Genomic DNA, 26,726 nt, shown 5'->3' on the forward strand with positions numbered 1-26,726 from the left:
CTCACACCCCCGCAATATCAAGAATGATCGTTTCGTAGGAGTCGTCGGCCTGGCGTTCCTGGATGCGGATATAGACCGCTTTGCCAGCCACGCTAAGGCTGTCCTTGACCGCCTCCATAGCCTTACGCCACTCGGGGTCGTCAATCTCAATACGCATCAGCTCGGCAACACGCGCGACGCTGATTTCACCCTGGCGGTTGAGGCGAAAAGCATTGCTAGCGATGGTGACCAGGTGCTTATGCGAAACATCGCTCCAGGAGCGGATGCACTCGAATACCTTGGCCTTCGCAACTTCCATTTCTTCGGTGTAAGTGATCCGGTCAGCGCACACCCGCTGCACCCTGTAGCCGCCGTCAAAGCTGGTCAGCGTGACATTGCCCTTCGGCCCGCCCAGCTTCATGTCGTACTTCTCGCCGGCAATGCTGATCAGGTCAGCAATATCGGCCAGGGCTTTCTCTTTCAGCGACTTGAGCGCGGCGTTCAGCTCAACTGCTTTTTTGGCAATCTCGGTCACGACGCCATCGCGCAGCTTGTCCTGTTCGCGAATCTCAGTTTCATGCACCAGGTTGCCAATGGCGTTGCGCACCCAGCCCTCAGGAATCACGATTTGTTGTGCTTGCTGCATGTCTGTTGTCCTCAGTGAAAAGTCAGGTCGGGGCTGACCGGGGCCTGGTAAGCCAGGTCGCGGTAGCTAATCGGTTCGCGCCACTCCAGGGACACGCCCTGGAACATCACGGTGTAACGGGTGCTGCCAGCAGACGGGTGGCGCTGGTAACCCTCAGTCAGGCGGTCACGCACCAGGCGCTGGCCGTCTTCGGGGCCGACCACCAGCAGGTTCGCTACTGGGTCAATGCGGTGCAGGCGAATACCCATGGCCTGCAAGGTGCGGCTGGCGCTGTTGAACACGCGCAAGCGGTCTGCCAGTTGCGGGGTAAGCACTTTCAACGGTCGTTCAGTGGATGCGTGCATGAGCTTTCTCCTGAGCGTTGCAGTTGGGGTTGTTTGGGCAATGCTGGCAGGCGCGCCAATGCTGCATAGCCATCGGGTTGTGCGTTGGCGCTGCTTTTTCGCGGTAGCTTTGGCACTCCGAGGCGGTAACCACTTCGCCCAGGGCGACGCACTCCAGGCGGCCCAGCACATCCATCACGCGGCGTTCAACGCCGGCCGTGCTGGGTGACGGGTAACGGTTCGCGAGCACCAGGCTCACAGCTGTGCGGCTCATGCCAATGCGCTGGCCGGTTTTGGTCATGTTGCTACGGGCCACTTCGGCACCCAGCAGCTGCACAAACAGCGGGGGCTGCTCGCCCCAGGCTTCCAGGCGGGCGGCGTTCATTCGTCCACCTCGGCAGGCTGGCGATACACGACTTCACCCAGGTTGGGGTCGAACACCTGACCCACACGCTGGATCATCGGCGGGCGTGGGCCAGTGTCGGCACCATGGGCCAGGCGGTAGCGCGCCATGGTGGCGGGAGTGCCCGGCTTGCCGACCACGACCATTACCAGGTACTCGGCTTTGTGCAGCCACTGTAGGTACGACCTGGCCGTACTCAGGCTAACGGCCTCACCACAGGCAGCGGTGCTTTGCACCAGATCGCGTGCGTCCACTTCACGCAAAATGCGCAGGCCGCGCCACATGGCCTCAACGCCCTGGCCTTGAGTATTGAGCGTGCCGTCGCGGTTGAGCTTTGGCGCTTCTGCCCCTACGTCCTTTTGCAAGGTGTAAGTAGCAGCCGCGTAGGTTTTGCCGTTTTTCAGCACGTAGCCACCGGCAATCAGGCAGCGCAGGAAGGTCAGAACGGTGTCGTCTTCAACCTTCGCGGCGCGGGCCAGGCTGTACACGCTGGCACCATCACGGCGCTCGCGCAGGGCTTCCCAAATACGCTGGCGGTTGCTTTTGCCTCCAAGCATTTGCAGGTCAGCCGGCTTGCGTCCTGTAGCCATCAAGCAGCCCTCCGAGTCGGGGCTTGGCCGGTAAACCAATCGCGCTTACCCCAGGTGGCAAGGTCGATGCTGTCCAGCCCCATGGCCTGGGCTTCGTTGTGGACGCGGTACAGGTTGACCGCTACGCGGCGTAGGCAGCCTTTAACTTCACGTTGCAGCGCGGCTAGCAGGTCGTCGGCCATGGTTACGTGCGGGTAACTGGCGCGGGCAAGCTGCTGCATGTCTTCAACGGTAGCGGGCTGCGCTGGCACCCATTCCAGCACCCGATTGTCTAGGCGCTCCAGTTTGGACAGGCTGGCGGGCACACGCTCTTCACCAATCAGCACAATGGTGCCCTGGCTGGCGTTGTACAGATCGGTCAGTACGTTGGCGGCTGCTTTGTCGAGCAGGTACTGCACGTCATCAACAATTAGTGGGCGACCACTGCGGCTGAGCTGCTCGGCGATCTGGTCAACCATTTCACTCAGGGTGCGGCCTGGCACGATGCCCATGTCGCGCAGGATGGCCAGCAGAAAGGCTTTTTTCGTCCAGGTATCGCGGCACTCGACGTAGTAGGCGCGGTGCATGTTGGCGGCATAGGCCGCCGCCACGCTTTTGCCCAAGCCTGTTGGGCCATACATCACAACCAAACCAGGCAGGCCGCGTGGACGCTGCACAGCACGGTCGATGGCGCTGGCCAGCAGGCCCACATTGGTCAAAGGTACGATTTTAGAGTTGCTCATTTTTTGTAGCTCCCTTGGTCAAGCGCGGGCCTGTTCGTCCGCGAATTCATACATGCGTTGAATGGATGCAAAGTCCGGGTGGCTCGGGTAGCGCCCGTGCCACTTGGCTTCGTCTTCGGTGAGGTGGTCTCCAGCGGCCTGGCGGCCATCGAGTTTTTCCCAGAGGCGGTAACGGGCCATGGCGTCGCCGGGAATCACGAACTGTTCGCCCTGGTCGGTCATGAGTTGCTCGGCGTAGCGCTGGGCGCTTTGCAGCTGTGCTGGCTCCAGGTTCGCGTTCGGTGCTGTGGTCGGTGCGATCATTTCCACGCGGGCACCGGTCAGCGTTTCGATCTTGTCGATGGTGCGCTTGATCTGGCCTTGCGCTCGTTTCTCGCGGGCTTGCTCGACGCGGTTTAGCGGTATGTAGTCGCTGGCGTTGCCATCCAGCAGTGCTTCGCCGATCAGCTCACCGGCAAGCGTGCGAACCCACACGCGGGAGGCGTCGCGCACGTCATAGGCCACGCGGACTGTCTCGCCGTGCAGGTTGCGTAGTTCGTCCAGAAAGTAGCGGTGGCCATCCCAGGCAATCTCGCCCCGGTGGGTTTTGCGCTCTACCTGCGGGCGCATCAGGTCGCCCACCAGTTCGGCCGGGGCAATCATCGGCTCCCAGCCTCTGCCGCGAGCGGCTTCCCAGGCTTCGTTGGGGCTTGGGTAGCGCATGCGGCCAGTAACCGGGTCACGCACCTTGTCCAGGCCACGGTGCGGCCGGTTGTTGTAGTCCTCGATCTCGATTTCAGCGGCGGCCATAAACTCGGCGTGAGTCGGCAGCAGCCGAGTGGTGCCGGTGTCGCGCAGTTGCTGGCGGCTAATGCGGTGCACCTTGGTGCCAGCGTGTTTGTCCATGTCCGCACCCATAAAGCTGGTCAGCTTCTTGGCCGCTTGCACCCAAATACTCTGGTGGCTGCGCTCGATTAGGCCCCGCGCCTGGCTGTTGTATGGCAGTGCGTGGGTCATGGTGCCGCCCAGACGGTCAACCACCTCACGCACCATGTCGTTGGCAAAGCCGCTACCGTTGTCCACATAGAAGAAGGCGAACATGCCGCCACGGGTGACTGCATCGCGCAGGGCAAACATCACGTCGATGGAGTTCTCAGCCTCACCAATCGACACACCCAGTACGCGGCGGGTGGCAACGTCTATGACCGTGGTGATTTCTGGCCGATACGGTTTGCCAGTGTGCGGGTTGATCACCTCGGCGTCGAACTTGTGGCCGTCTGCGGTATACACATCACCTGGCAGCAGGTTGCGGGTAGTACGGCGCTTGAAGGGTTGCAGCGCCTTGAGTTCCTGCGGACTGCGGCGGCCAGTCTCGCGGGCCTCCGGGCTCAGTTTGTTGAGGAAGCGACGCACCGCATGAATGCTCGGGCGGTCGCCTTGGCACTTCGCGGCATATTCGGCATAAGCCGACTCAACGCTGGGCTTGGTCGGGCGTTGGTAGCAACGCAGGAAGTCCGTGGCCCAGGCCGGAACGCTCATGTCTTTTTTGATGCGAACGGGCGCAAGGCCGGTTTCACCATTGGCGCGGTAGTCGGCCAGCCAGCGCTTTAAGGTGCGCTCGGACAAGGTACGGTCACTGGACTTGCGGTCGTTGGCGCGGGCTACCCGCTCTTCCAAGTAGGGACTGAGCTGTCCATCGCGTGCCAGACCTACCAGCGTCATGATGGCCCGTTGTTGGGTGACCATTTCGCACAGGCGCTCAATTTCACGCACAAAAGACAGACGTGCCGTCATCACTGAGCGCTGCTCATCGGTCAAGCGTGACGCTGAAACGGCGTCACGCTTTGCGTCTTTTTGCACAGGTGCGGGGATGGTTTCTGCTGGCTCAGCATTGACCGAGGTGGCAATCAGTGCGGCCTGGGTCTGCTCAGGCAGAACGGCAAAGGCGTATTCGATGGCCTTGCTACCAAGGCGGCGCTGGCCTTCCCAGCCTTCGCGGGTGGCGAGCTTGCGGACACCTTGGACGGTGCCAGGCATTCCCTGCAGTCCAACGAGCTCTTGGGGGCTAAACCAGTTATGCATCGGAGCCACCCATCAGTTGCTTGAGAGCCCGCACTTTGCGTGAAGCGTCATCCCGCAACCGTTCAAGACGGCCTAGTTCAGCATCCAGAGCTTCGCGGCCATAAGCCACGCGGCCACCGCGAAGATTCACCAGCCAATTGGTCAGCGCATGGCTCGCGCACACCTCTTCAAGCAAGGCGACCCTATAAAGTGGCAGGTTGTGATCGGTACGGGCCGTGCTGGACCAAGCGTCAAGCATGCCTTTGCTAACGTCATCGCCAGACAGGCGTGACATTTGTGCGGCCACTTCAAACCGATCCATATCGCCAGTGCCCTTGAGCATTTGGGCTACAAGCTCACTGACCTGAACGGAGTAGTTGCCACAACCAGGAACAGCGAGGCGCGGTTGTGGAACCTCGAAGATGTCTAAAGTGCGGTCGTCTTTTCCGTGACGCATGTCTAGGCCTCCGTGCCGGTTTTACGGTGCGAAACAGGACAGTAACGGCTATTCTTGGCCGTCGACCTTTGGCGGTGTTCCGCGCTGTTTGGGCGCTGACGCAGTGGCGAACCATCCGCATTCCATCGCTCTGGCCAGATAACAGCGGGCAGGACTTCCAGAGTCTCTGCAATCGCCCGCTCAATGCGTGGGTATGGGTGCGACTTGGTTGCACGAATAGCGCGGTCGGTGACCTTTAGCACTTGGGCCAGTTTTGCGGCGGAGCTGCCACGGATGCGCAGCTGATATTTGATCCACTCCCAGCGGGCTTCTGGGGTGGTAGGTATGTCAGCCGATATAACGGCGGGTATGTCGGTAGCACTCATCGCAACAACCATCTTGGCGGGTGGTTTTTTTAGGCTGTCTAACTGCCTGTTGCGGATAAACATAACCCGAAAACGGGAACCGGTAAACCGTATTTGAGAGTTTCCATTCCTGTTTTTGATTGTTTGATCCCGAAAAGTAGATTTGAGGCTTCAAAATCAATGACTTACAAAGAAAAGAAACCGGCTGAAGAAACCGAAAGTGAAGTTTCTTTTCCATATTCGGGAATGGAAACCCGAATCGCGGCAGTAGCCGACCTTTATGAGTCCCGAAAACAGGCCGCAGCTACGGCGCGAGCCGGCCTTTCATCCTTGCAGCGCTGGATTGCGGGAGAAGGCATGCCAGCATTTGACTCCGTAGCCCTGCTGGCTGCGGGAAAAGGGGTATCGCTGGACTGGATTGCGACTGGCAAGGGAGAAATGTTTGCAGCTGCAAAGGGGGCCGAGCCTTTGCAGGCCCCGGATGATGTCTATGTACAGATTCCGCTCTATGACGCCAGGGTGAGCGCAGGGCACGGCGCTTGGAACGACAGCGCCAAGGTGTTGGCCATGCTGGCATTCACGCGCTATAGCGTCCGTAAGCAGGGCCTTGAGCCTGCCCAGTTGGCAGCTTTCCGGGTTGATGGCGACTCAAATGAGCCGATCTTGAGTGATGGCGATACGGTCATGGTCGATTTGCGTCGTAAGGAAATGCGCGGTGACGCCATGTACGTCATCAGCATGGGCGGGCACCTGTTTGCCAAACGCTTGCAGCTCCAGCTGGACGGGGGCTTTCAGGTAATCAGCGCGAACTCTGCTTACCCGCCAGTGCTAGTGCCCAAGGGGCAGCTGGATGAGCTAGAAATTATCGGCCGCGTGGTTTGGGCTGGCGGCTGGATGTAGGTGCCAAAGAGCCCGCTAAAAAGCGGGCTCTGGTAGGATTTCGCGTTTCTATGGCTTTGCACGGCTTCGGCACTAACCAGGGCCACCCCGGAACCTTGAACCCTGCGCCGGGCTTGGCTTTCCCGGCCTATCCCGCATCGTCCCGGCTCATCCCACCGGTTTCCTTCCCTGTGCCAAATACCTCACTAACTCACACTAGATCGTAAACAGATTCTTCCTTGTACTACCCGGATCAGTACTGCCCCCCAACGAAAGCCTGGACTGCCGGTTACGACTGGGTAGTCGGCATAACAGCCCGTACACTCGGCGCACCATTGCCGAGGGCCGACCATGCGCACGCTTTATCAGTTTCCGATTTCCCACTACTGCGAAAAAACTCGCTGGCACCTGGATCACAAGGGCCTCGACTTTCAGGTGGACAACCTCTTCCCCGGCCTGCATCGGCTGAAGAGCAAGCGCCTGGCCGGCATCGTTACCCTGCCGATCCTCAAGGATGGCGAACAGGTAATCGGTGACTCCACGCAAATCGCCCTCTATCTGGAACAGCGCTACCCGGAACGCCCACTGCTGCCGGCTGATGCCGCACAACGCGCCGAAGTACTGGAGCTGGAGGAACAGTTCGACCGCCTGGGCGTGCACGTACGGCGCTGGCTATATGGCCAGATCAAGCAGTGGGATTCGGTGATGCACGCCATGCTCAAGGTCTACCGCCCGCTGCTGGGCCTGCGCGACCTGATGAAACCGGTGCTGATCCAGGGTGTGCAGCGCCTGTATGGCGTAACCCCACCGCGCGTGGCGAAATCCCAGGCCGAATTGCTTGAAGGCCTGGCGCTGATCGAATCGCGCATCCACGGCGACCCATCACGCTACCTGGTCGGTGAGCAACTGAGCCTGGCCGACATCAGCGCCGCCGCCCTGTTCGCCCCGCTGTTCACGCCGGCAGGTACCCCGTGGCAAGGCATCGCCGGGCATGATGCAAAAACCCAGGCCTTTCTTGATGAGCTGCACGCCCACCCGGCCGGCCAGTGGGTGATGCGCCGCTATACCGAAGACCGTCAGCGCCGCAACTGATTGACCCGATTAAAGGATGAGCACATGAACATCAGCGATATTCCCTTTGGCATCACCGACTGGAGCCAGGTCGAGCGTAGCGAACATGCTGGCGAAACCGGCATGGCCTATTGGCGCACCCAGGTGTTTGGCAGCATCCGCGTGCGCATGGTCGAGTACAGCGCCGGCTACCTGGCCGATCACTGGTGCCAGAAGGGCCATATTCTGTTGTGCCTGGAAGGCGAACTACACACTGAACTGGATGATGGTCGACGCTTTGTGATGACCGCGGGCATGAGCTATCAGGTCGCTGATCAGGGCGAGGCGCACCGCTCATCCACCATCAACGGGGCGCGGCTGTTTATCGTCGACTGAAGGCTTTATCAGTTGCGCTCGGAGCTCAGCAGCATCAACAACGACACCGGCTGCTCGCTCTCTGGGTGCAATGGTTCCTGCAACCATTGCAGGCGCCAGCCAGTTTCGCTGAACAGCCCAAGCCAGGACTCGAGCGTGCGGAAGAACCAAGGCATCGGCTGAGCAAAGCCCTCACCAAAGCCGGCAAAGGTTTCCACCCGCCAACCGTCGCGATAACCCGCATCATTGCAGGCTCGCCAGGGGTGCAGAGTCTGGATCAGCAACCGGCCATCCTCTGCCAGCAAGCCATGCAGAGCATTCAGGGTTGGCGCCAGCGGCTCTTCCAACAAGGCGAAATTGCCCACCAGCGTATCGAAACGCCCCAGCTGCGCGGCCTGGCTTTCCAGCTCGGCATAACCGCACACGCGATACTGCGATGCGTCGCCGGCCGCCTGTTGCGCCACGGCAATCAGCGGCGCGGAGGCATCCACGCCGACCGCCTCAATGCCATGCTCGACCAGCCCACGGCACAACCAGCCTTCGCCACAGCCCAGATCCAGCACACGCTTGGGCGCCAGGGCAAGAATCGCCTGGACGATCGCCGCATCAGTCACCAGCCGCCGGCTTTCGATACGCTGCTCGCGCACCGCCGCCGTCCAGGCATCGGCATTGGCCTGCCAGCTGAGGTTAAGTTGCTCCCGGTGGTCGCGTTGCATAGCTCACTCGTCGCCTGTTCCGTCACGGCAAAATCCTAGCGCTCTGCAGGTACCCGCAGCGCCAGGGACAATCCTGCGCCAGTTACCGCACATCCGTGTTGCCGCTGATCACTTAATCAACGTGCCAGCGTATAAAAGTCCGCAAAAAAATCCTCTGCCTGCCAAGCCCATCCCTGCCGGCCCATGGACCAGCGACTAAACTGCAGACAGTGGCCAGCTGAGAGGAGCTCAGTGTTTAAGCCCGCTGATGTTATTCAGCAACCTGTCAAACCTATGGATGAGTACATCAGGCTAAATGAATATGGGCGCACCATGGCAACTCGACATAACCACCCTGCCAGCCGGAGAGCAAACCAACCGGCCCAAGCGCACCAGTAAGCTGAAAGTCACTTTCTGGCTGCTGGTTCTGTTGCTGTGCATCGCCGCCGGCTTTTTGCTTGCCGAAGAAGTGCGCACCTCACGCTTTCAGGCTCAGGAACTCAGCCGTTATGCGCAAACCCTCAGCTACAGGGTCAAGCCAGGCCCCAGCCCGTCGATCATCTACCCCAGGGAAGGCCCCTTCGATAAGCGCCAGGGCTACACCTACCTACCCTTGATGCTGGAGCGTCTCAACCAGCGAAATTTTATTGTGCAACAACAGGCGCAATTTTCCCCTGCCCTGCTCGACTACGCCCAGCGCGGCCTGTTTGTGCCTTACCCGGAAAAAATCCAGAGCGGCTTGAGTATCAATGATTGCAGCGGCACGCCGTTCTATGAATTCCGCTACCCGCAACAGCGCTACCCAAGCTTCAACACCATCCCACCGCTGGTAGCCGACAGCCTGCTATTTATCGAAAACCGCAAGCTGCTCGACCCCGAGCAGCCACTGGCCAACCCCGCGGTGGACTGGCCACGCTTTGTCATGGCGGCCATCTCCCAGGTCGGCAAGCTGCTGGATATGCAGGATCAATCGGCAGGCGGCAGCACCCTGGCCACCCAGCTGGAAAAATACCGCCATTCCCCGGACGGTCTGACCCTGTCGGCCACGGAGAAGCTGCGGCAGATGCTATCCGCCAGCGTGCGCGCCTACCAGAGCGGCCCACAGACACTGGCCGCGCGGGAAAATATCGTGCGCGACTACCTCAATAGCGTGCCGCTGTCTGCCGCCCCTGGGCATGGCGAAGTGCATGGCCTGGCCGATGGCCTGCGCATCTGGTTCGGCGCGGATTTCGCCCAAGTCAATTTGCTGCTCGACCCCGCACGTTCACCGGATGCCAGCCTGGCCGAGCGCGGCCTGGCCCTACGCCAAGTGCTAGCCCTGATGATTGCCCAGCGCCGCCCGTCCTATTACCTGGCTCAGGGCCGCAATGACCTGGCCGAGCTGACCGATAGCCATATCCGCCTGCTGGCTGGCGGCGGTCTGATTGACGCATCGCTGCGTGATGCCGCGCTGAACCAGCCACTGGTCTACCGCGACTGGGCCCTAGAGCCCAACCTGCAGGTGGTGGACGGCAACAAGGGTATCAGCGTTTCGCGGGCGCGGCTTTCAGCCATGCTCAACATGCCACTGTATGACCTCGACCGCCTCGACCTGAGTGCCACCAGCACGCTGAACAATGAGCTGCAACAAGCCGCCAGCCACTATCTTCAGCAATTGGCCGACCCAGAGTTTGCCGGACAGGTTGGCCTGTTTGGCGAGCGCCTGCTGTCGCCGGAAAAAACCGCCGACGTGCGCTACAGCTTCACCCTGTTCGAACGCACTAGTAACGGCAGTGTCGTGCGTGTGCAAACCGACAGCACCGACCAGCCGTTCGACATCAACGAAGGCAGCAAGCTGGAGCTGGGCTCTACCGCCAAGCTCAGGGTGCTGGCCACCTACCTGGAAATCATTGCCGAGCTGCACCAGCGCCATGCAGGCCAAAGCGCTAGCGAATTGCGCGCAGTCAACGCCCAGGACAACCTCACCCGCTGGGCCATCGGCTATCTGCAGAGCACCCCCAACGCCAGCCTGCCAGATATGCTGGATGCGGCGCTTGAGCGCAAATATTCCGCCAGCCCGGGTGAGCGTTTCTTTACCGGCGGCGGCATTCACACCTTCGCCAACTTCCGCCGTGAGGATAACCAGCGCATCGCTAGCATGCGTGAAGCCTTGCGCGAGTCGCTCAACCTGCCGTTTATCCGCCTGATGCGTGATCTGGTGCGTTACAGCACCTATCAGGGCCCGAACAACAGTGCCGAACTGCTCAAGGACGACAAAGACCCACGCCGCCAGGCCTATCTGCAAGACTTCGCCGACCGCGAAGGCACCACCTTTTTGCTGCGCTTCTGGCGCAAATACCAGGACCAGCCTGAACAACAACGCCTGGATACCTTTCTCAACGGCCTGCGCCACACCTCAGTACGGCTCGCCGCCGTGCACCGCTACCTGATGCCACATGCAGATGAAGCCAGCTTCGCCGCCTTCCTGCGCAAGTACCTGCCCCAGGAAAAACTCAGCGATAAGCGCATCGCAGAGCTCTATAAGAGCTACGGTCCCGGCACCTACAGCCTGCCGGATCAGGGCTATATCGCCCGCGTCCACCCGCTTGAGCTGTGGCTCTTGGGCTACCTGATCGAACAACCACAAGCCACCTTCAGCAATGCGGTGGCCGCCAGCCGGGACGAACGCCAGGAAGTCTACGGCTGGCTGTTCCGCAGCCGGCACAAGAGCGCCCGCGACAGTCGCATCCGCATCATGCTAGAGGTAGAGGCCTTCCTCGATATTCACCGGCGCTGGCAAAACCTTGGCTATCCTTTCGCCCACCTGGTGCCGTCACTGGCCACCGCCATCGGCAGCTCCGGCGACCGTCCGGCTGCGCTGGCCGAGCTGGTCGGGATTATTCAGAACGATGGTATTCGGCAACCTACTGCACGCATCGACAGCCTGCATTTTGCCGCTGATACGCCCTACGACACCCTGGTGGTGCGCGACCATACCGAGGGCAAGCGCGTCATGGCCTCGGAGGTCGCGGCCGCGCTGCGCAGCGCCCTCGCCGATGTGGTTGAAGCCGGCACTGCGCGGCGCTTGCTCGGCAGTTTTACTCAGGCTAACGGCCAACCGCTGAAGGTCGGCGGTAAAACCGGTACTGGCGATAACCGCATTGAAACCGTCGGAGCTGGTGGCCGGGTACTCAGCTCAAGGGCAATGAACCGCACCGCAACCTTTGTCTTCTACCTCGGCTCGCGCCACTACGGCACCCTCACCGCCTTCGTCCCCGGCCGCGCCGCAGAGAGATTCCGCTTTACCTCAGCGCTACCGGTGCAGGTGCTCAAAGGTATGGCGCCCATTCTTCAGCCTTACCTTGAGCCGGACGCCCACAGCAAATGCCTACCGCCCATACCCGCAGCACAGGTCAGCACGCTGTAAGCGTCGGCACCAAAAACTGCCGACAATGAAAAACGGGAGGCCAATGGCCTCCCGTTTTTTGAACCCTGTGACTATTACTTCGCCTTGTAGATAATTCCAGGGCTGCACTGCACCATCTGGTAATGATTAGGCAGGCCATTGAGTGCTTCAGAAGCCCCCAAAAACAGATAACCGCCCGGTTTCAACATCGCATGAATGCGCGTGAGGATGTCTTTCTTCACTTCAGCCGAGAAGTAGATCAGCACGTTACGGCAGAACACCACATCGAACTTGCCCAGGCTGGCGTAACTGTCCAAAAGGTTCAGCGGGCGGAACTCAATACGGCTCCGAATCGCCGGTTTGACCACCCAGCGCCCCGGCCCCTTGGGGTCGAAATAGCGTTGCAGACGCTCCTGGGAAAGCCCACGGCCCATCGCTAGGCTGTCGTACTCACCGGATTTGCAGTTGATCAACATGGTTGGCGAAAGGTCAGTTGCAACAATCTGCAAGCCGCCCTTGAGTTGACCGATATTGGTCTTCTCGAACTCGTCGATGGTCATCGACAGCGAATAGGGCTCCTGACCCGATGAACAAGCCGCCGACCAGATGCGCAGACGCTGACCCGGGCTGGCCTTGATCATCTCAGGCAGCACACGGTTCTTCAGCACCTCGAACGGATAGGTATCGCGAAACCAGAGGGTTTCGTTGGTGGTCATGGCATCTACCACCTGCTCACGCAAGCCACTGCGTGGCTGACTCTGCATGCGCTGCACCAGCTCACCCAGGGTCTTGATGCTGTTCTGCTCCATCAACTTGTTGAGCCGACTGGAAACCAGATACTGCTTGTTGGTGCCAAGCAGAATGCCGCAGGCTTTTTCCAGGAAAGTCCGGAACTGCTCGAAATCCAAATTACCTGTAGACACTCGCGAGGCCTCGACAAACATATGATTCACTGAGGGCCAAGCCCTCAGTCCCCTGCCGCAATATTGATGCGGTCAGCTACCCGTGCCGCCAGGTCATCCGGGCGAAACTTGGCGAGAAAATCATCCGCGCCCACCTTTTTCACCATGGCCTGGTTAAATACGCCAGATAACGAAGTATGCAGGATGATGTGCAGCTTTTGCATGCGCGGATCGGCGCGGATCTCTGCGGTCAGCGTATAACCATCCATTTCCGGCATCTCGATGTCGGAAATCAGCATCAAAAACTCATCTGCAGGATTTTTGCCCTCTTCAACCATCGCCTTCAAATAGTCCAGCGCCTGACGCCCGTCGTTCAGCGCCACTACCTCCACACCAACAGTCTCTAGGCAACGGGTTACCTGCTTACGCGCAACCGATGAGTCATCGCAAGTCAGCACACGCTTGCTTACCGCACGCGCCTGGGTTTCGGCATTCAGAACGCCTTCAGAAATAACTTCCGATGTCGGTGCCACCTCGGCAAGAATCTTTTCGACATCAATGATCTCGACCATTTTGTCGTCAAGGTGGGTAACCGCCGTCAGGTAATGGTCACGCCCAGTGCCCTTGGGTGGCGGATGAATCGACTCCCAATTCATGTTGACGATGCGCTCGACCGACTGCACCAGAAAGCCCTGAACCTTGGTGTTGTATTCAGTGATGATGACGAAGCTGTTGTCGATATTGGCCAGCGGCGCACTGCCAGTAGCCATGGACAAATCAAGAATCGGAATAGTGCCACCACGAATATTGGCGACACCGCGAACAACCGGACTGGATTTCGGCATGATGGTGAGCTTGGGGCATTGCAGCACCTCTTTCACCTTGAATACGTTGATCCCATACAGCTGGTTGCTGTTCAGACGAAACAGCAACAACTCCAAACGATTCTGTCCAACCAACTGAGTTCGCTGGTTAACCGAATCCATCACACCGGCCATACCCAAACTCCTTATTTGAGTAACAGATTGCTGTCAGCGTAGCAGGCGGCACGCGCCTTGCTACCCAACCCACATGAACACTGAAACGACAACTAACCGACACTCACTGGCAAAATGCCGCTACTGGCTGGCAGTTGTACCCGCTTTGCTGGCACTCGGCTATAGCGTCTTGGCAACAGCCAACTCCACGCGGCCTGAACAACTTATCGGCGCTGGCGAAGTTTTTCTTGAGCAAGCGGTGAGCGATTATTTACAGCGTAGCAACATCGCTGGCCGCCATGAGATTCAAATCAACCGGCTCGACCCACGCCTGCGCCTGCCGCTGTGCCCGCAGCCATTAACCACGACCCTGGAAAGCCCTGCCGAACCTATTGGCCGCGTAACCCTGCGTGTACGCTGTGAAGGCGCCGCCCCCTGGACAGTGTTTGTGCCTGGGCAAGTGCGCCTGTACCGCGAAGTAGTGATCGCCAGTCGCCCGCTAAAACGCGACAATCTGCTGACGGATATGGATGTAGTTCTAGCCGAACGGGATGTCGGCCTGCTCAACCAGGGCTATCTCACGGCCCTCAAGCAAGCAATCGGCAAAAAATTGACGCGACCACTGTTGCCCGACCAAGTGCTTGCGCCAATTCATGTGCAAATGGCCGAAGCCATACGCAAAGGTGATCAGGTCGTGATCAGCGCCCACAGTGGTGGTATCAGTGTACGCATGCCGGGCGAAGCCTTGTCAGATGGCATAGTCGGCAAGCAGATCAGCGTGCGTAACCAGCGCTCCAATCGGGTGATCAGAGCCCGTGTAATCGGGCCTGGACAAGTTGAAGTAGCGATGTAGGCATGATTCTTGTTTTAACTTTGTGCACTCGGTGAGCTGACGATTATCCACACTGTGTTTAGACTGTTACCTGACGCACACTTTTTTGCCCTAAAGTTTTTCAGGGCAATGCCGACAAGCTAGGCAAGCGTCCAAACACTGTTCGAGGTTTTGCATCATGGTCATTGACATCAACCGGCTCAACAATGCCGCATCGCCAGCCAATTCGGGGCGGACCGGCAGTGCGCAGGCAGGTGGCCAGAACGAAGCCATCAGCGGTAAACAACCCGGCAACGTACCCAGCCCCGTCGAGCAAGCGAAGCAAGCCGGCAAGAGCGGCGAGTCGGTACAGCTGAGCCGCGAGGCCCAACAGTTGCAAAAAGTCAGCGAAAAGCTGCGCGATCAGCCAACCGTCAATAAAGAACGTGTCGCCCAGCTCAAGCAGGCGATCGAAGACGGCAGCTACCAAGTCGATAGCCAGCGCGTCGCCAGCAAACTGCTTAATTTCGAATCCCAGCGCTAGTCACCGGGCTACGCTGGGGTAATTGGCCGCCCAATAGACACTGCATGCCACTCACTGCAGCGTCTGTTACCCCGAAGAGCCCGCAATGCACGACACCAGCCTGCTTGAACTGTTCACCAACGATATCGGCACCGCCGAGCTGTTGCTTGAATTGATCGACACCGAATTCCAAGCCCTCAGTGACCGCGACCTCCCTCGCCTGCAGAGCATTCTGACGGAAAAACTGCCGCTGCTAACGCTACTCGACCAGCACAGCAAGGAACGCAGCCAACTACTCGCAAACCTCAACCTCAGCACCGACCGCACTGGCCTGCAAGCGCTTGCCGCACAGTCCAGTCTCGGCGAACTGCTGCTTGAGCGCGGGGATCAGCTCAACGCCCTGCTTGAACGCTGCCAAGCGGCCAACCTGCGCAATGGCAGGCTGATTCGCTCCAGCCAGGCTTCGGCCCACAGCATGCTCGGCATTCTGCGCGGCAACGAGACGCCAAGCCTCTATGACAGCCGCGGCAGTGCCGCTAGAATCGCCCAGCAGCGCCCGCTCAGCCAGGCCTGAAACCTATAAAAGGCACAGGGGACATACTGTCATATAGCCAGTATGCTAGTGCCATAGCATTTGCTCGGAGAGTTATGGACCGTGTCCAGTCCTTTTAGCCAGGAAGATGGCCCGCAGCCACCCAAGGTGCTCAAGGCACCGGTGGAAATAGTTGCCAACCTGCGCCAACTGCAACAGAACCATGACCCACTGATCATCACCTTCCACGAACGCAACCAACGCTTCCAGAGCTACGTGATCAACGTTGATCGCGACAAAGACCTGTTGATTCTCGATGAGTTAGTGCCGAATGATGGCGAGCGCTACTTGGCTAATGGCGAGGCGTTCAGTGTTGAAGCCTTCCATGACGGCGTGCGCGTGGCCTGGAAATGCGAACAGAGCGTGCGTATCACCGAGCATGAGGGCGCGCGCTGCTACTTCAGTCCGATGCCACTTGAGGTGATCTACCACCAACGACGCAGCGCCTTCCGCGCCCCACTCAAGCAAAGCGAACTGATCAAGATCGAGTTGGCTGGCGATAAATTGCGTACGGCCATACCTGGGCATTTGCTTGATATCTCTGCCACCGGCTGCAAATTGCGCTTTCCTGGCAATATCAGTAGCAGCCTGCAAGCCGGCCAGGTGTACGAGCGCTTTACCGCGCGGTTTCCTTTCGGCGCCATGACCACCGCCATTGAGATGCGTCATGTGCAGTACGAAGAGAAGCTCGACACCACCTTTGTCGGCGCACGCTTCCACCGCATTAATGGCCAGGAGCAGCGCCTGGTCGAACGCTTCGTTTACCAGCTGCAGCGTGAAGCGCGTCGCTTTGAAAGTGACGGTCTGTTCTAGATCAAGATATTCAACGCCGCCAGGCGCGACAGATCTTCAGGCCGATCCACATCCCACAACGCAGGCAGCAGCGCCGGACGCCAGTCCAGCTGCTGCAGGCGCTGCAGCGTCATATCGAAGACCCGCTCAGTACCCCACGGCATATCGCTGAACAAAGCCGCGTCTATGCAGCGCAACCCTAGCAGCACATAACCGCCATCTTCTGCCGGCCCGATTACCACGGACTGTTCCTGCAGTGCATCACAAGCTGCCTGCAGATAACCGCCATCGAGCGCCGGGCAGTCATTGCCGATCAGGATCACGGCATCACTTTCCGCCAGGCCTAGGGCGGCAATACGGCGCATGCGCTCCCCCAGATCGCCAGCCGGTTGCTCGACCAGCGTCCAGCCAAGGCTTTGCGCCAGCTGCTGCAAATCAGCACCGGGCAAATCATCCAGCCACAGAAAGCGCTCAGCAAAGCCGCGAGCCGGCAATTGCAAGGCGCGCTCCAGCAGCAACTGCTGCAAATCACAGGCGCCCTGAGCCCCAAGAGCCGGGATCAGGCGCGTTTTCACCCGCCCCGCCACAGGTGCGCGAGCAAGCAGGTGCAATGAAATCGATAGGTTCATAGCAGCGACCCTCGACGGTACTGACGAGCTAGTTTTTCCGGGCTGGCGCCACAGTAGTAGGCCAGCCGCAGGCACCACATCAGCACCACGGTACGCCAGATCCCGCGCTGCTCCCAGCGCCGACTGGACGTCGACAACGGCGGGCGCAGACAACGCGGGCGGGCCAGCGCCCTCAAACGGCGGCACAACTGCAGATCCTCCATCAGCGGAATCGGCGCGTAACCACCCAAGACTTCGAAATGCCGGCGAGCAACAAAAATCCCCTGATCACCCGAAGCAATGCCACTCAGGCGCGAGCGCAGGCTGATCATCACGCCAATCAGGCGCAATGCCAGGCCAGGACCGGAGAGACGCACATCAAAACGCCCCCACAGCGGCCGCTCGCTCAGCGCCTCCTGCAGACTTCTGAGCGACTCGGCACTGACTCGTGTATCGGCATGCACAAACCACAGGTACTCGCCACGCGCCGCCGCCGCACCGGCATTCATCTGCAGCGCACGGCCAGAGGCAGTTCTCAGCAATTGGTCAACCCGCCCCAGAGCCAGCTCACAGGTGCCATCGCTGCTGCCGCCATCGACTAGGATCAACTCGGCAGAGGAGGCGCGCAGATCTGCAAGATCATTCAGCAAACACGGCAACGCCTGAGCCTCATTGCGCACCGGAATCACCACGCTAAGCAGCGGCGTCATCCGCGCGTCTCTGTTTGATTGGGCGGCTCTCCTGCTGGTTCGGTACCCGGCTCTTGCACTGCGCTGTTGTCGTGCATCTGCTCATGCACCACCTGCTCATCAACACGCGGGTCGAGAGCTGCCGTCAGCGGCGAGCTGGTGGTGCTGTCCGGCATGGGGATGTGGTGCAGCGGTGCATCGTCGACCTGATGCAGATGGGTAACGCGCTCCGGCCGGATACGCAGTACCAGAATCAGGGCGCAGCCGCAGACGAAGACATACAGCATGTTCGCGCCGAGAAAACGCATCAGCACACCTGCCAACAATGGCCCAATACTGGCGCCGACACCGAAGGTCACCAGCAACATGGCCGTCAGTGATACCCGACGTTCGGCCTCGACATGGTCATTGGCCAACGCCACTGCCAGCGGGTAAAGGCTGAACTGCAAGGCACATACCGCAAAGCCGCCGGCAAACAACAGTGGCAAACTGGCCTGCTGCAGAATCGCCAGGGGCAACGCAGCCAACGCCAGCAACGCGGCACAGCCGCGAATAAGCTGCACGCGGTCATGCCGATCAGACAGCCAGCCCAACGGCCACTGCACTACCAGCCCGGCGATGATGCAGCAGCCCATAAACAGACCAATCTGCTCTGTGGATAAGCCCATGCGCGTGCCATACAGCGGCGCCAAGCCGTAGAACGAACCAATCAGCAAGCCCGACACCACAATGGTGGTCAGCGACAACGGCACGCGATCGATAAAAAAGCGCATTTCCAGCGGTGCCGGATGCAAGGGCGCCGGGTGCAGTTTGCGGGTCAAGGCCACCGGTACCAGGCACAAGGCAAAGCACAGCGCCACCAGCATCAGTAGCTCAAGCCCGAGCGTCGGATGCACCACCAGCACCAGCTGGCCAAGGATCAGCCCGAGGTAAGAGGCTCCCATATAGCCGGCAAACACCTGACCGCGCTGGCTGGTTTCCGCCTGCTCATTAAGCCAGCTCTCGATCACCATGTACTGGCACATCATGCCCAGGCCGACCAGCATCCGCAGCAGCAACCAGCTGGGCAGCCAGTCGCTAAGTCCATGCCCGAGGACTGCCGCAGTGACCACGCCGGCGCAGGCAACATAGGCGCGGATATGGCCGACCCGGGCAATCAAACGATGGCCAATCTTGCCGCCCAGCACCAAGCCCAGGTAGTTGGCCGCCATCAGCGCGCCTACCCACAGCCCATCGGCCGTTTCCGCCAGCCGCAACGCCAGGTAAGTACTCAACAAACCCGAGCCCAACAGCATCAACAGGGTGGCGAAATACAGCGAACTGAATGACTTGAGGATCACAGACATGGGGCGACACATGGCTCCAGAAAGGCCGCCGAAACCATGCTCGGCGGTCAGGTTTTAGAGCCTGTTTATGATCTCAAGAGCTGAGGTGCAGCAGATCGTAAACAGGCTCTTAGGCGTGGGCTGCCAGTACACGGCGCTCCCACGGGGTAATTTCGTCAAAGAAGCTGGTGAGTTCCAACGTCTTGCTGGCAATGTAGCCTTCGATGAACTCTGAGCCGAACAGTTCCAGCGCCAACGTACTGCGTTTGAGACGCTCAATCGCGGCATGCATGGTACAGGGTAGCGCCAATTCATCCGGCACTTCGAACTCACCCTGGATCGGTGCACTGGGTTGCAGCTGCTGCTCAATCCCATACAGACCTGCCGCAAGGCTCGCCGCCAAGGCCAGATAAGGGTTGGCATCAGCACCCGGCAAGCGGTTCTCTACCCGCCTTGCCACTGGCGCACTGGCTGGAATACGCAGGCCAGCGGCGCGATTATCCTCCGACCAGCAGGCGTTGTTCGGCGACGCATAAGGATGACAAAGGCGCTGATAGGAATTCACGTGCGGGGCAAACAGCAGGGTGAAGTCGGCCATGGCCGCCTGCTGACCGGCAATAAACTGATAAAACGCCGGCGTTGCCTGACCATCGGCCGCGCTGAAGATATTCTGCCCACTGCCCTGCTCCACCACGCTCTGATGAATATGCATGGAGCTGCCCGGCGTATGCGCCAATGGTTTGGCCATGCACACCACAGTAAGCCCGTGCTTGAGCGCGACCTCCTTGAGCAGGTGCTTGAACAGAAAGGTCTGATCCGCCAGCAGCAGCGGATCGCCGTGCAGCAGGTTGATCTCGAACTGGCTGACACCCATCTCATGCATAAAGGTATCGCGCGGCAAGCCCAGGGCCGCCATGCATTGATAGACCTCCTGAAAGAACGGACGCAGGCCGTTGTTGGAACTCACACTGAAGGCCGAGCCGCCGTCTTCACGCCGGCCATCCAGACCCAGCGGCGGCTGAAACGACTGCAGCGGGTCGGTATTGCGGGCAAACACGAAAAACTCCAGTTCGGTCGCCACCACCGGCTGCCAGCCATGGCGGGCGTAACGCGCAATAACCTGCTTGAGCAGGCCGCGGGTGGACAAGCCGGAGCTGCGTCCATCGAACTCATCGGCATCGCAGATGGCCAGCGCGCGCGGCGTTTCACTCCAGGGCAGCCGATGAATCTGCGTCGGCTCGGCATTCAAGGCCAGGTCACCATCATCACTGCCGTAATAACACGGTGCCGGGTAGCCACCCATGATGCATTGCAGCAACACCCCACGCGCCAACTGCAAGCGCCGCCCCTCCAGAAAACCCTCAGCTGTCATCACCTTGCCGCGCGGCACACCATTGAGATCGGGTGTCACGCATTCGATTTCATCAACACCACGCAGCAGTTCAGCCAAGGTGGTGCGGTCGAGGGTACTCATTTGCTGTTGTCCTTATTGAGCAAGAGGCCGTAGTCGAACGGCGAGGCGAACAAAATACGCACCAGCCGTTCGATATTTCAAGCAAAGCCACACCCGATACCTGAAGCACAGACTCTAGCGCCAAATACATCGATTAATTAGATATTAATGATCATGTACATTCGCTTCAAAAAACCATTTAACAGACGTCAATAAAAAACCTAACTTCATGATTAATAAATAATTAAACCGACTATCGATACCATCGATGATTACCATGCTCAGCCTGCACTTCTTCATCAAATTTTCATCCGTATCATTGGCTCCGTACTCACTTACTACCCGCCCTTACGAGGAGCCTGAACATGAAAAAGCAAATTCTCACCGCCGTAATCCTGAGCAGCCTGTCCATCAGTGCCTTTGCCCTGCCACAGAACAACCCACAGCCACTGCTGGGTGAAATGCAAGACAGCAGCTTAGAAACCCTGATGGGCTTTGGTAGCAACCTGCAAACTGAAGGTGGTGCTGATCGCACTGGCGTCAACCGCGTTGCTGAAGGCGGTGCCGACCGTACTGGCGTCAACCGCGTTGCTGAAGGCGGTGCCGACCGCACTGGCGCTAACCGCGTTGCTGAAGGCGGTGCCGAACGCACTGGCGCTAACCGCGTTGCTGAAGGCGGTGCCGAACGCACTGGCGCGAACCGCATCGCTGAAGGTGGCGCTGATCGCACTGGCGCGAACCGCGTAGCCGAAGGCGGTGCCGACCGTACTGGCGCTAACCGCGTTGCTGAAGGCGGTGCCGACCGCACTGGCGAGAACCGCATCGCTGAAGGTGGCGCCGACCGCACCGGCGCTAACCGCGTTGCTGAAGGCGGTGCCGAACGCACTGGCGAGAACCGCATCGCTGAAGGTGGCGCCGACCGCACCGGCGCTAACCGCGTTGCTGAAGGCGGTGCCGAACGCACTGGCGCTAACCGCATCGCTGAAGGCGGTGCCGAACGCACGCCAGGGCTGCGTTACAGCTGATCAGCGATAATCGACAACACAAAAGGTGCTCATACGAGCACCTTTGTTGTTTATTGCGCAGGTGATTCCAACTGAGCCAAGCGCTCCTCAAGCGCAGCAATGCGCGCCTCCAGAGCGTCTAGCCGTTCATCCTGCAGACCACTCGCAGTAGCGCGCTGCGGCTCACTGGCTCTGGACGCCAATGCCGCCTGCAAATCCGCCGGGTCACCCAGCATGTGCATATAACGGTCTTCACGCTGCCCGGACTGACGCGGCAACAGGCAGGCCAGTTCGCGGCTGATCAGGCGTTCAAGGTGATGTTGCACCTGCTCGGCATCATCAAAATCATGCATGCGACTGCTACGAGTAAGCAGTTCGTTGATGGTCTGCGGCCCGCGCAGCAGCAACAGACCGAGCAACACCACCTGCGCCGCCACCAGTTCCAGTGCTTTGTCGGAGCGGTGCTCCCAGCGATCCGCCCGGCTGCCCATCACCAGGCGCGCCATTTCTCGCCCTTCCAGGCTGCGCAGGGCCTGTCCAACCTGGCCGGCGGTAAGGTTGAGCACCGGCTCGCGGCTGCTTTTCTGATTACAGGCCAACACTAGCGCATTCAGTGTCAGGGGATAGGCTTCGGGGGTGGTCAGCTGTTTTTCAATCAGGCAGCCCAACACCCGCGCCTCACTGATCGTCAGGGTTTCAACCGCCGGTGCGCTCGCATCTTCGTTGGACATAACAACCTCATGGCCTCGCAAAGGCCCTAGCCTAGCCCGCCTGACGGCCGGTTAATAGGCATAACCGCCGCTGGGCGGGGCTGGCGCTACAACTGCGCGTAACAGCGGGTCACTGTGATAGAGTCGCGCGCTATTTTTCAGCGTGGCCTTGTTTCATCCCCCGCGAAAAGCCTCATAACGCGCACCGCAGCCATGCATCCAGCCCCCGGCGCTCTGAGCCCGGCAGGCAATAGGAAGAGATCGCAGGCCTGCCCGCCAAGTAGAGATGCATGTCATGACCACTGCCCAACACCCGCTTTTACAACTGCTCAACCGCACCAGCCTGGTGCTGCAAATCGCTATCGGCCTGGTGGCCGGAATCGCCTTGGCGCTGTTCCTGCCTGAAGCCGCGGCAAGCGTCAGCTTCCTCGGTACGGTGTTCGTCTCGGCGCTGAAAGCCGTGGCTCCGGTGCTGGTATTCGTACTGGTGGCGGCGTCGATTGCCAACCATCAACAAGGCCAGCAGACGCATATCAAACCGATTCTGCTGCTGTACCTAATCGGCACCTTCAGCGCAGCGCTGATCGCGGTAGCTGCCAGCTTTGCCTTCCCATCCAGCCTAACCCTGGTGAGCAACAGCGCCGAGCTATCGCCACCCGGCGGCATCAGCGAAGTGCTGAAAACCCTGCTGCTGAATGTGGTAGATAACCCGATCAATGCCCTGCTCAAAGGCAACTTTATCGGCATCCTGGCCTGGGCCATCGCTCTGGGCTTTGCCTTCCGTCACGCCAGCCCGAGCAGCAAGCAGATGCTCGCCGACCTTTCTAGTGGAGTAACCAGTATCGTCAAACTGGTAATTCGCCTGGCACCGCTCGGGATCTTCGGCTTGGTTGCGGCAACGTTGGCCGAATCAGGCATGTCGGCCCTGCTTGATTACCTGCACCTGTTGCTAGTGCTAGTAGGCTGCATGCTGTTTGTCGCACTGGTGACCAACCCGGCGATTGTTTACTTCAAGACCCGTCGCAACCCTTACCCGCTGGTACTGACCTGCCTGCGCGAAAGCGGCCTGACGGCGTTCTTTACCCGCAGCTCGGCGGCCAATATCCCGGTCAACCTGCAACTCTGCCAACGCCTGGGCCTGCATGAAGAAACCTACTCGGTGTCGATCCCACTGGGCGCGACCATCAACATGGCCGGCGCGGCGATCACCATCACCGTACTCACCCTGGCCGCGGTGCACACCCTGGGCATCGCCGTCGATCTGCCGACCGCCCTGCTGCTCAGCCTGCTCGCTTCGATCAGCGCCTGTGGCGCGTCGGGCGTGGCCGGTGGCTCGCTGCTGCTGATTCCGCTGGCTTGCAGCCTGTTCGGCATTCCCAATGAGGTGGCCATGCAGGTAGTCGCCGTCGGCTTTATCATCGGCATCGTGCAGGACTCTGCGGAAACCGCGTTGAACTCCTCTACCGACGTGCTGTTCACCGCAGCTGCCTGCCAGGCCGAACAACACGCCTAAACGCCTGCTGAAACAGCAAAAGGCTTACCCCGTGGGTAGGCCTTTTTTATGATTCAACCGATAAACGTCGCATGCACAGCGTTTGAATAGCCGAATGATTCCGGTAGGCTTTGCCGCTTCTTTATAAGGAGTAATTCTCATGGCCCGCGCCACTGCCCGTCACATCCTGGTTGCCAGCGAAGACAAGTGCAACGAACTGAAAGCCGCAATTGAAGGCGGTGCCGACTTCGCCCAAGTCGCCAAAGACAACTCCAGCTGCCCGTCCAGCCGCAGCGGCGGCGACCTCGGCTCGTTTGGCCCAGGCCAGATGGTCAAGGAATTCGACACCGTCGTGTTCAGTGCACCGGTCAACGTGGTGCAAGGTCCAGTGAAGACCCAGTTCGGTTATCACCTGCTGGAAGTGACCAGCCGTCAGGACTGATCCTGCCTGCTCGCTGGGCCACCCAGGCCCGGCGAACCCCTTCGTTGCTCACTGCACCGCCAGGTACAGCGCCTCTGACCAACAACCGCAAACCTCGGGCAATAGCCAGGTATACTCGCCGGCCTTTTCCTCTCGCACCCGCGGACCTTGCCATGACCCAAACTCCAGCAGCTGAACCCACCCTCGCCGTTCAGCCTGCCGACAGCGCCGCGCCGTCCGCTAGCGAAAACACCGCAACTAGCTCACCTAAAACCGCCGGCTTTGCCTCACTGTTCGGTGCAGCCAAGGCTGCTTCAGGCAAGCAGGACGACCAGCCCTGGCACCAGAAGGGCAATAAGTCGACCCACGAAAAGAAAATTGGCCCAGCGCCAAGTGGTACTCGCCGCGCCATGGGTAAACGTTAAAAACCTCCTCACGATCTGCTGCGCGTCGGCCCTGCTGCGTTAAAAACAGACTCAGAATGCTCATGTACAACAGTACACTCCGCCTCCTCGCCTGTTTTTGCCTTGCAGGACTCTAGCTCGCAAGCTCGTAAACAGGTTTTATAAGGTCTAGGCCAAGCGCGCGCGCAAACGCTCCTGCAACCAGCCGCCGCAAAAATTCAGCAGCAAGCCGAGCATTACCAGCAGCGCACCGACTAACTGCAGGCTGCTCAGGCGCTCATCAAGCAGCAATGCCGAAGAAGTCAGCCCGACGACGGGCACCAGCAACGAGAACGGTGCTACCTGGCTGGCCGGATAGCGCGACAGCAAGCGACTCCACAGACCATAACCGAGGATGGTCGCGCCAAACGCCAGGTAGACCAGCACCAGCAGCGTATCCAGAGTGAAGCCGCGCAGCGCCGACTCGATCACCTCGGGACCTTCCAGCAGCCAGGACAGCGCAAAGAACGGCAACGGCGGCACCAGACTGCCCCACACCACCAAGCCCACCAAATTCACCTTACCCAGCTTGCGCGTGACGATATTGCCCAGCGCCCACATGGCGGCGGCGCACAGCGTCAGAAGAAAGCCAGCCAGCGTCATCAAGCCATTGCCCTGCGAGCCGATCAGCAGCAAACCGCCGGCCGCCACCAGTAACCCGAAAAGGTTGGCCAGGCGAAAGCGCTCCCCCAGCAACAGCACAGCAAATAGCAGGGTAAACATCGCCTGTGACTGCAGCACCAGCGACGCCAGGCCGGCCGGCATACCGACGGACATGGCAGAAAACAGAAAGGCAAACTGCCCCAGCGAGATGGTCAGGCCATAGGCCAGAAGCCAACGCAGGGGAATCTGTGGACGCTTGATAAACAGAACCGCAGGAAAGGCCGCCAGCAGAAAACGCAACGCACCCAGGAGCATCGGCGGCATTTCGTGCAGGCCGACCTTGATCACCACAAAATTCATGCCCCAGACGATGATCACCACCAGGGCCAGTAGTAAATCCTTGGGTTGCATGGGTACTCCAGATAAATCAATCAACGCTTATTAAAGCGGCCCACAGCGCCATAGCGCCCATACAGAAACCCAGCAAATAAGCCGTACAGCGCAACACTGATCGGCAGATTGCAGCGCCACAGGTGCCGCCAGCGCCTCGAAGGGCTAGAATCGCAGCCTTTAGCATTTGTTTCGGATCTTGCGCAGCTCGAGCGAGGCCATTTTTAACGCCGTATCGCCGACGCGCAGCAGATCCGAGATACACCCATTAACCCGCAACGACGAGAGACCCCATGGGCGCCCAGTGGAAAGCCAAACCTAAAGAAGCCGCCGCCAACGCCAGAGGCAAGATCTTCGGCCGCTTGGTCAAGGAAATCATGATCTCCGCCCGTAACGGCGCCGACCCGGACCTGAACCCCAAACTGCGCTTGGCGATCCATCAGGCGAAAAAAGCCTCGATGCCCAAGGAAACCCTCGACCGGGCGATCAAGAAAGGCGCCGGCCTGCTGGGCGACACCGTGACCTTTCACTCCGCTACCTATGAGGGTTTTGCCCCGCATCAGGTGCCCGTAATCATCGAGTGCCTGACCGACAACATCAACCGTACAGTGGCAGAAGTCCGCGTGCTGTTCCGCAAGGGCCAGATGGGCGCCTCCGGCTCGGTAACCTGGGATTTCGACCATGTGGGCATGATCGAAGCCAGCACCGAGAGCGATGCCGACCCGGAAATGGCCGCCATCGAAGCTGGCGCTCAGGATTTCGAGCCAGCCGAAGACGGCAACACTCTGTTCATCACCGAACCAACCGACCTCGACGCCGTGTGCCGAGCGCTGCCGGAACAGGGTTTCAGCGTCAACTCGGCGAAGATCGGCTATATCCCGAAAAACCCGGTGAGCAGCCTGACAGCCGAACAACTCGAAGAAGTCGAAGCCTTCCTCGAGGCGCTCGACGCTCATGATGACGTGCAGAACGTCTATGTCGGGCTTTCCGGCTAACTACAGGCTGACCAGGCCCGCCGCGCAGGATGCGCCGCGGGCCCACGAGCGGCATAGATTAACGTGCGCAGTTCGTCGTACTGGCAGATTGACCACTCCGCGCATCGC

At 59.7% G+C, this 26,726-nt stretch carries 30 protein-coding genes; 13 read left to right on the top strand and 17 right to left on the bottom strand.

What is annotated here, in order from left to right:
- Position 1: 1 nt before the first annotated feature.
- The 8 genes from ACIGEK_RS17460 to ACIGEK_RS17495 are packed head-to-tail and all read right to left on the bottom strand — an operon-like array spanning position 2 to position 5,588.
- Positions 2-625, bottom strand: coding sequence for a DUF3164 family protein (locus tag ACIGEK_RS17460; protein ID WP_397494539.1), 624 nt, complete (start codon positions 623-625; stop codon positions 2-4).
- Positions 626-636: 11 nt separating this feature from the next.
- A complete protein-coding gene (locus tag ACIGEK_RS17465; protein ID WP_397494540.1) occupies positions 637-969 on the bottom strand; it encodes a hypothetical protein in 333 nt (110 codons plus the stop codon).
- Complete coding sequence (locus tag ACIGEK_RS17470; protein WP_397494541.1) at positions 953-1,333, bottom strand: hypothetical protein; 381 nt, start codon at positions 1,331-1,333, stop codon at positions 953-955. Before ACIGEK_RS17470 ends, ACIGEK_RS17465 begins: the two co-directional genes overlap by 17 nt.
- Positions 1,330-1,941 carry a hypothetical protein gene (locus tag ACIGEK_RS17475; RefSeq protein WP_397494542.1) on the bottom strand — a complete coding sequence of 204 codons (612 nt, stop codon included), beginning with the start codon at positions 1,939-1,941 and terminating at the stop codon, positions 1,330-1,332. Before ACIGEK_RS17475 ends, ACIGEK_RS17470 begins: the two co-directional genes overlap by 4 nt.
- Positions 1,941-2,663 (bottom strand): AAA family ATPase, encoded by a 723-nt coding sequence (locus ACIGEK_RS17480; protein ID WP_397494543.1) that lies wholly within the window; start codon positions 2,661-2,663, stop codon positions 1,941-1,943. Before ACIGEK_RS17480 ends, ACIGEK_RS17475 begins: the two co-directional genes overlap by 1 nt.
- Before the next feature lie 18 nt (positions 2,664-2,681).
- Positions 2,682-4,724, bottom strand: coding sequence for a Mu transposase C-terminal domain-containing protein (locus ACIGEK_RS17485; RefSeq protein ID WP_397494544.1), 2,043 nt, complete (start codon positions 4,722-4,724; stop codon positions 2,682-2,684).
- The gene (locus ACIGEK_RS17490; protein WP_397494545.1) at positions 4,717-5,160 is read right to left on the bottom strand and encodes a hypothetical protein; all 444 of its coding nucleotides are present in this window, start codon (positions 5,158-5,160) and stop codon (positions 4,717-4,719) included. The genes ACIGEK_RS17485 and ACIGEK_RS17490 overlap by 8 nt, the downstream gene beginning before the upstream one ends.
- A gap of 2 nt (positions 5,161-5,162) precedes the next feature.
- Entirely contained in the window at positions 5,163-5,588 is a 426-nt protein-coding gene (locus ACIGEK_RS17495) for a transcriptional regulator (protein ID WP_397494546.1), read from the bottom strand.
- Positions 5,589-5,684: 96 nt separating this feature from the next.
- On the opposite strand from ACIGEK_RS17495, the gene ACIGEK_RS17500 reads away from it, so the two are divergent.
- From ACIGEK_RS17500 to ACIGEK_RS17510, 3 genes are all read left to right on the top strand, one after another.
- Positions 5,685-6,404, top strand: coding sequence for a S24 family peptidase (locus ACIGEK_RS17500; protein ID WP_397494547.1), 720 nt, complete (start codon positions 5,685-5,687; stop codon positions 6,402-6,404).
- A gap of 330 nt (positions 6,405-6,734) precedes the next feature.
- Complete coding sequence (locus ACIGEK_RS17505; protein ID WP_397494548.1) at positions 6,735-7,475, top strand: glutathione S-transferase family protein; 741 nt, start codon at positions 6,735-6,737, stop codon at positions 7,473-7,475.
- A 24-nt stretch (positions 7,476-7,499) separates the two neighbouring features.
- Positions 7,500-7,829 carry a DHCW motif cupin fold protein gene (locus tag ACIGEK_RS17510; protein WP_397494549.1) on the top strand — a complete coding sequence of 110 codons (330 nt, stop codon included), beginning with the start codon at positions 7,500-7,502 and terminating at the stop codon, positions 7,827-7,829.
- Between the two features lie 8 nt (positions 7,830-7,837).
- Here the strand turns inward: ACIGEK_RS17510 and ACIGEK_RS17515 are convergent, their stop codons facing one another.
- Positions 7,838-8,524 carry a class I SAM-dependent methyltransferase gene (locus ACIGEK_RS17515; RefSeq protein ID WP_397494550.1) on the bottom strand — a complete coding sequence of 229 codons (687 nt, stop codon included), beginning with the start codon at positions 8,522-8,524 and terminating at the stop codon, positions 7,838-7,840.
- Positions 8,525-8,825: 301 nt separating this feature from the next.
- Here ACIGEK_RS17515 and ACIGEK_RS17520 point away from each other — a divergent pair, with 301 nt between their 5' ends.
- Positions 8,826-11,909, top strand: a complete 3,084-nt coding sequence (locus ACIGEK_RS17520; protein WP_397494551.1) for a transglycosylase domain-containing protein — start codon at positions 8,826-8,828, stop codon at positions 11,907-11,909.
- 74 nt (positions 11,910-11,983) lie between these two features.
- Here ACIGEK_RS17520 and cheR read toward each other — a convergent pair whose 3' ends face one another.
- Positions 11,984-12,811: a protein-glutamate O-methyltransferase CheR gene (gene cheR, locus ACIGEK_RS17525; RefSeq protein WP_160015726.1), complete on the bottom strand. Its 828-nt coding sequence runs from the start codon at positions 12,809-12,811 to the stop codon at positions 11,984-11,986.
- A 44-nt stretch (positions 12,812-12,855) separates the two neighbouring features.
- A complete protein-coding gene (locus tag ACIGEK_RS17530; protein ID WP_397494552.1) occupies positions 12,856-13,788 on the bottom strand; it encodes a chemotaxis protein CheV in 933 nt (310 codons plus the stop codon).
- Positions 13,789-13,861: 73 nt separating this feature from the next.
- Between ACIGEK_RS17530 and flgA the strand changes: the two genes are divergently transcribed.
- The 4 genes from flgA to ACIGEK_RS17550 all read left to right on the top strand — a co-directional run bounded on the left by flgA (position 13,862) and on the right by ACIGEK_RS17550 (position 16,506).
- Complete coding sequence (gene flgA, locus ACIGEK_RS17535) at positions 13,862-14,620, top strand: flagellar basal body P-ring formation chaperone FlgA (RefSeq protein ID WP_397494553.1); 759 nt, start codon at positions 13,862-13,864, stop codon at positions 14,618-14,620.
- A gap of 157 nt (positions 14,621-14,777) precedes the next feature.
- Positions 14,778-15,122 (top strand): flagellar biosynthesis anti-sigma factor FlgM, encoded by a 345-nt coding sequence (gene flgM / locus ACIGEK_RS17540; RefSeq protein ID WP_397494554.1) that lies wholly within the window; start codon positions 14,778-14,780, stop codon positions 15,120-15,122.
- Positions 15,123-15,207: 85 nt separating this feature from the next.
- A complete protein-coding gene (locus ACIGEK_RS17545; RefSeq protein WP_397494555.1) occupies positions 15,208-15,675 on the top strand; it encodes a flagella synthesis protein FlgN in 468 nt (155 codons plus the stop codon).
- A gap of 81 nt (positions 15,676-15,756) precedes the next feature.
- A complete protein-coding gene (locus ACIGEK_RS17550; RefSeq protein WP_397494556.1) occupies positions 15,757-16,506 on the top strand; it encodes a flagellar brake protein in 750 nt (249 codons plus the stop codon).
- Here the strand turns inward: ACIGEK_RS17550 and ACIGEK_RS17555 are convergent.
- The 4 genes from ACIGEK_RS17555 to ACIGEK_RS17570 all read right to left on the bottom strand — a co-directional run bounded on the left by ACIGEK_RS17555 (position 16,503) and on the right by ACIGEK_RS17570 (position 20,479).
- The gene (locus tag ACIGEK_RS17555) at positions 16,503-17,114 is read right to left on the bottom strand and encodes a TIGR04282 family arsenosugar biosynthesis glycosyltransferase (protein WP_397494557.1); all 612 of its coding nucleotides are present in this window, start codon (positions 17,112-17,114) and stop codon (positions 16,503-16,505) included. The two genes, ACIGEK_RS17550 and ACIGEK_RS17555, sit on opposite strands and share 4 nt — an antisense overlap.
- Positions 17,111-17,803 carry a TIGR04283 family arsenosugar biosynthesis glycosyltransferase gene (locus ACIGEK_RS17560; RefSeq protein WP_397494558.1) on the bottom strand — a complete coding sequence of 231 codons (693 nt, stop codon included), beginning with the start codon at positions 17,801-17,803 and terminating at the stop codon, positions 17,111-17,113. The genes ACIGEK_RS17555 and ACIGEK_RS17560 overlap by 4 nt, the downstream gene beginning before the upstream one ends.
- Positions 17,800-19,128, bottom strand: a complete 1,329-nt coding sequence (locus ACIGEK_RS17565; RefSeq protein WP_397494559.1) for an MFS transporter — start codon at positions 19,126-19,128, stop codon at positions 17,800-17,802. The genes ACIGEK_RS17560 and ACIGEK_RS17565 overlap by 4 nt, the downstream gene beginning before the upstream one ends.
- A gap of 109 nt (positions 19,129-19,237) precedes the next feature.
- Positions 19,238-20,479 (bottom strand): glutamine synthetase family protein, encoded by a 1,242-nt coding sequence (locus ACIGEK_RS17570; protein WP_397494641.1) that lies wholly within the window; start codon positions 20,477-20,479, stop codon positions 19,238-19,240.
- Between the two features lie 446 nt (positions 20,480-20,925).
- Between ACIGEK_RS17570 and ACIGEK_RS17575 the strand changes: the two genes are divergently transcribed.
- A complete protein-coding gene (locus ACIGEK_RS17575) occupies positions 20,926-21,585 on the top strand; it encodes a hypothetical protein (RefSeq protein WP_397494560.1) in 660 nt (219 codons plus the stop codon).
- A gap of 50 nt (positions 21,586-21,635) precedes the next feature.
- On the opposite strand, the gene ACIGEK_RS17580 is transcribed toward ACIGEK_RS17575, so the two are convergent.
- A complete protein-coding gene (locus ACIGEK_RS17580) occupies positions 21,636-22,295 on the bottom strand; it encodes a YceH family protein (RefSeq protein WP_397494561.1) in 660 nt (219 codons plus the stop codon).
- Positions 22,296-22,569: 274 nt separating this feature from the next.
- Here ACIGEK_RS17580 and sstT point away from each other — a divergent pair, with 274 nt between their 5' ends.
- From sstT to ACIGEK_RS17595, 3 genes are all read left to right on the top strand, one after another.
- The gene (gene sstT / locus ACIGEK_RS17585) at positions 22,570-23,787 is read left to right on the top strand and encodes a serine/threonine transporter SstT (RefSeq protein WP_397494562.1); all 1,218 of its coding nucleotides are present in this window, start codon (positions 22,570-22,572) and stop codon (positions 23,785-23,787) included.
- Positions 23,788-23,926: 139 nt separating this feature from the next.
- Positions 23,927-24,208 carry a peptidylprolyl isomerase gene (locus tag ACIGEK_RS17590; RefSeq protein ID WP_274086841.1) on the top strand — a complete coding sequence of 94 codons (282 nt, stop codon included), beginning with the start codon at positions 23,927-23,929 and terminating at the stop codon, positions 24,206-24,208.
- A gap of 152 nt (positions 24,209-24,360) precedes the next feature.
- Complete coding sequence (locus ACIGEK_RS17595) at positions 24,361-24,612, top strand: hypothetical protein (protein ID WP_397494563.1); 252 nt, start codon at positions 24,361-24,363, stop codon at positions 24,610-24,612.
- 147 nt (positions 24,613-24,759) lie between these two features.
- Here ACIGEK_RS17595 and ACIGEK_RS17600 read toward each other — a convergent pair whose 3' ends face one another.
- The gene (locus ACIGEK_RS17600) at positions 24,760-25,644 is read right to left on the bottom strand and encodes an EamA family transporter (RefSeq protein ID WP_397494564.1); all 885 of its coding nucleotides are present in this window, start codon (positions 25,642-25,644) and stop codon (positions 24,760-24,762) included.
- A gap of 272 nt (positions 25,645-25,916) precedes the next feature.
- Between ACIGEK_RS17600 and ACIGEK_RS17605 the strand changes: the two genes are divergently transcribed.
- Positions 25,917-26,618, top strand: a complete 702-nt coding sequence (locus tag ACIGEK_RS17605) for a YebC/PmpR family DNA-binding transcriptional regulator (protein WP_397494565.1) — start codon at positions 25,917-25,919, stop codon at positions 26,616-26,618.
- The last annotated feature ends 108 nt before the right edge of the window (positions 26,619-26,726 follow it).

Origin of the sequence: Pseudomonas sp. NPDC079086, from assembly GCF_044542155.1 — a bacterium.
Classification (GTDB): domain Bacteria; phylum Pseudomonadota; class Gammaproteobacteria; order Pseudomonadales; family Pseudomonadaceae; genus Aquipseudomonas.

What these genes read in the sequence shown, in the direction of transcription:
- ACIGEK_RS17515 (WP_397494550.1), bottom strand. Translation starts at nt 8,524, where the DNA reads ATGCAACGCGACCACCGGGAGCAACTTAACCTCAGCTGGCAGGCCAAT.
- ACIGEK_RS17555 (WP_397494557.1), bottom strand. Translation starts at nt 17,114, where the DNA reads ATGAACCTATCGATTTCATTGCACCTGCTTGCTCGCGCACCTGTGGCG.
- ACIGEK_RS17580 (WP_397494561.1), bottom strand. Translation starts at nt 22,295, where the DNA reads ATGTCCAACGAAGATGCGAGCGCACCGGCGGTTGAAACCCTGACGATC.
- ACIGEK_RS17490 (WP_397494545.1), bottom strand. Translation starts at nt 5,160, where the DNA reads ATGCGTCACGGAAAAGACGACCGCACTTTAGACATCTTCGAGGTTCCA.
- ACIGEK_RS17520 (WP_397494551.1), top strand. Translation starts at nt 8,826, where the DNA reads ATGGGCGCACCATGGCAACTCGACATAACCACCCTGCCAGCCGGAGAG.
- ACIGEK_RS17560 (WP_397494558.1), bottom strand. Translation starts at nt 17,803, where the DNA reads ATGACGCCGCTGCTTAGCGTGGTGATTCCGGTGCGCAATGAGGCTCAG.
- ACIGEK_RS17485 (WP_397494544.1), bottom strand. Translation starts at nt 4,724, where the DNA reads ATGCATAACTGGTTTAGCCCCCAAGAGCTCGTTGGACTGCAGGGAATG.
- ACIGEK_RS17575 (WP_397494560.1), top strand. Translation starts at nt 20,926, where the DNA reads ATGAAAAAGCAAATTCTCACCGCCGTAATCCTGAGCAGCCTGTCCATC.
- ACIGEK_RS17595 (WP_397494563.1), top strand. Translation starts at nt 24,361, where the DNA reads ATGACCCAAACTCCAGCAGCTGAACCCACCCTCGCCGTTCAGCCTGCC.
- ACIGEK_RS17475 (WP_397494542.1), bottom strand. Translation starts at nt 1,941, where the DNA reads ATGGCTACAGGACGCAAGCCGGCTGACCTGCAAATGCTTGGAGGCAAA.
- ACIGEK_RS17545 (WP_397494555.1), top strand. Translation starts at nt 15,208, where the DNA reads ATGCACGACACCAGCCTGCTTGAACTGTTCACCAACGATATCGGCACC.
- ACIGEK_RS17460 (WP_397494539.1), bottom strand. Translation starts at nt 625, where the DNA reads ATGCAGCAAGCACAACAAATCGTGATTCCTGAGGGCTGGGTGCGCAAC.
- ACIGEK_RS17480 (WP_397494543.1), bottom strand. Translation starts at nt 2,663, where the DNA reads ATGAGCAACTCTAAAATCGTACCTTTGACCAATGTGGGCCTGCTGGCC.
- ACIGEK_RS17505 (WP_397494548.1), top strand. Translation starts at nt 6,735, where the DNA reads ATGCGCACGCTTTATCAGTTTCCGATTTCCCACTACTGCGAAAAAACT.
- ACIGEK_RS17600 (WP_397494564.1), bottom strand. Translation starts at nt 25,644, where the DNA reads ATGCAACCCAAGGATTTACTACTGGCCCTGGTGGTGATCATCGTCTGG.
- ACIGEK_RS17510 (WP_397494549.1), top strand. Translation starts at nt 7,500, where the DNA reads ATGAACATCAGCGATATTCCCTTTGGCATCACCGACTGGAGCCAGGTC.
- ACIGEK_RS17565 (WP_397494559.1), bottom strand. Translation starts at nt 19,128, where the DNA reads ATGTCTGTGATCCTCAAGTCATTCAGTTCGCTGTATTTCGCCACCCTG.
- ACIGEK_RS17530 (WP_397494552.1), bottom strand. Translation starts at nt 13,788, where the DNA reads ATGGCCGGTGTGATGGATTCGGTTAACCAGCGAACTCAGTTGGTTGGA.
- flgM (WP_397494554.1), top strand. Translation starts at nt 14,778, where the DNA reads ATGGTCATTGACATCAACCGGCTCAACAATGCCGCATCGCCAGCCAAT.
- ACIGEK_RS17570 (WP_397494641.1), bottom strand. Translation starts at nt 20,479, where the DNA reads ATGACAGCTGAGGGTTTTCTGGAGGGGCGGCGCTTGCAGTTGGCGCGT.
- ACIGEK_RS17495 (WP_397494546.1), bottom strand. Translation starts at nt 5,588, where the DNA reads ATGTTTATCCGCAACAGGCAGTTAGACAGCCTAAAAAAACCACCCGCC.
- ACIGEK_RS17605 (WP_397494565.1), top strand. Translation starts at nt 25,917, where the DNA reads ATGGGCGCCCAGTGGAAAGCCAAACCTAAAGAAGCCGCCGCCAACGCC.
- sstT (WP_397494562.1), top strand. Translation starts at nt 22,570, where the DNA reads ATGACCACTGCCCAACACCCGCTTTTACAACTGCTCAACCGCACCAGC.
- ACIGEK_RS17500 (WP_397494547.1), top strand. Translation starts at nt 5,685, where the DNA reads ATGACTTACAAAGAAAAGAAACCGGCTGAAGAAACCGAAAGTGAAGTT.
- ACIGEK_RS17470 (WP_397494541.1), bottom strand. Translation starts at nt 1,333, where the DNA reads ATGAACGCCGCCCGCCTGGAAGCCTGGGGCGAGCAGCCCCCGCTGTTT.
- ACIGEK_RS17465 (WP_397494540.1), bottom strand. Translation starts at nt 969, where the DNA reads ATGCACGCATCCACTGAACGACCGTTGAAAGTGCTTACCCCGCAACTG.
- flgA (WP_397494553.1), top strand. Translation starts at nt 13,862, where the DNA reads ATGAACACTGAAACGACAACTAACCGACACTCACTGGCAAAATGCCGC.
- ACIGEK_RS17590 (WP_274086841.1), top strand. Translation starts at nt 23,927, where the DNA reads ATGGCCCGCGCCACTGCCCGTCACATCCTGGTTGCCAGCGAAGACAAG.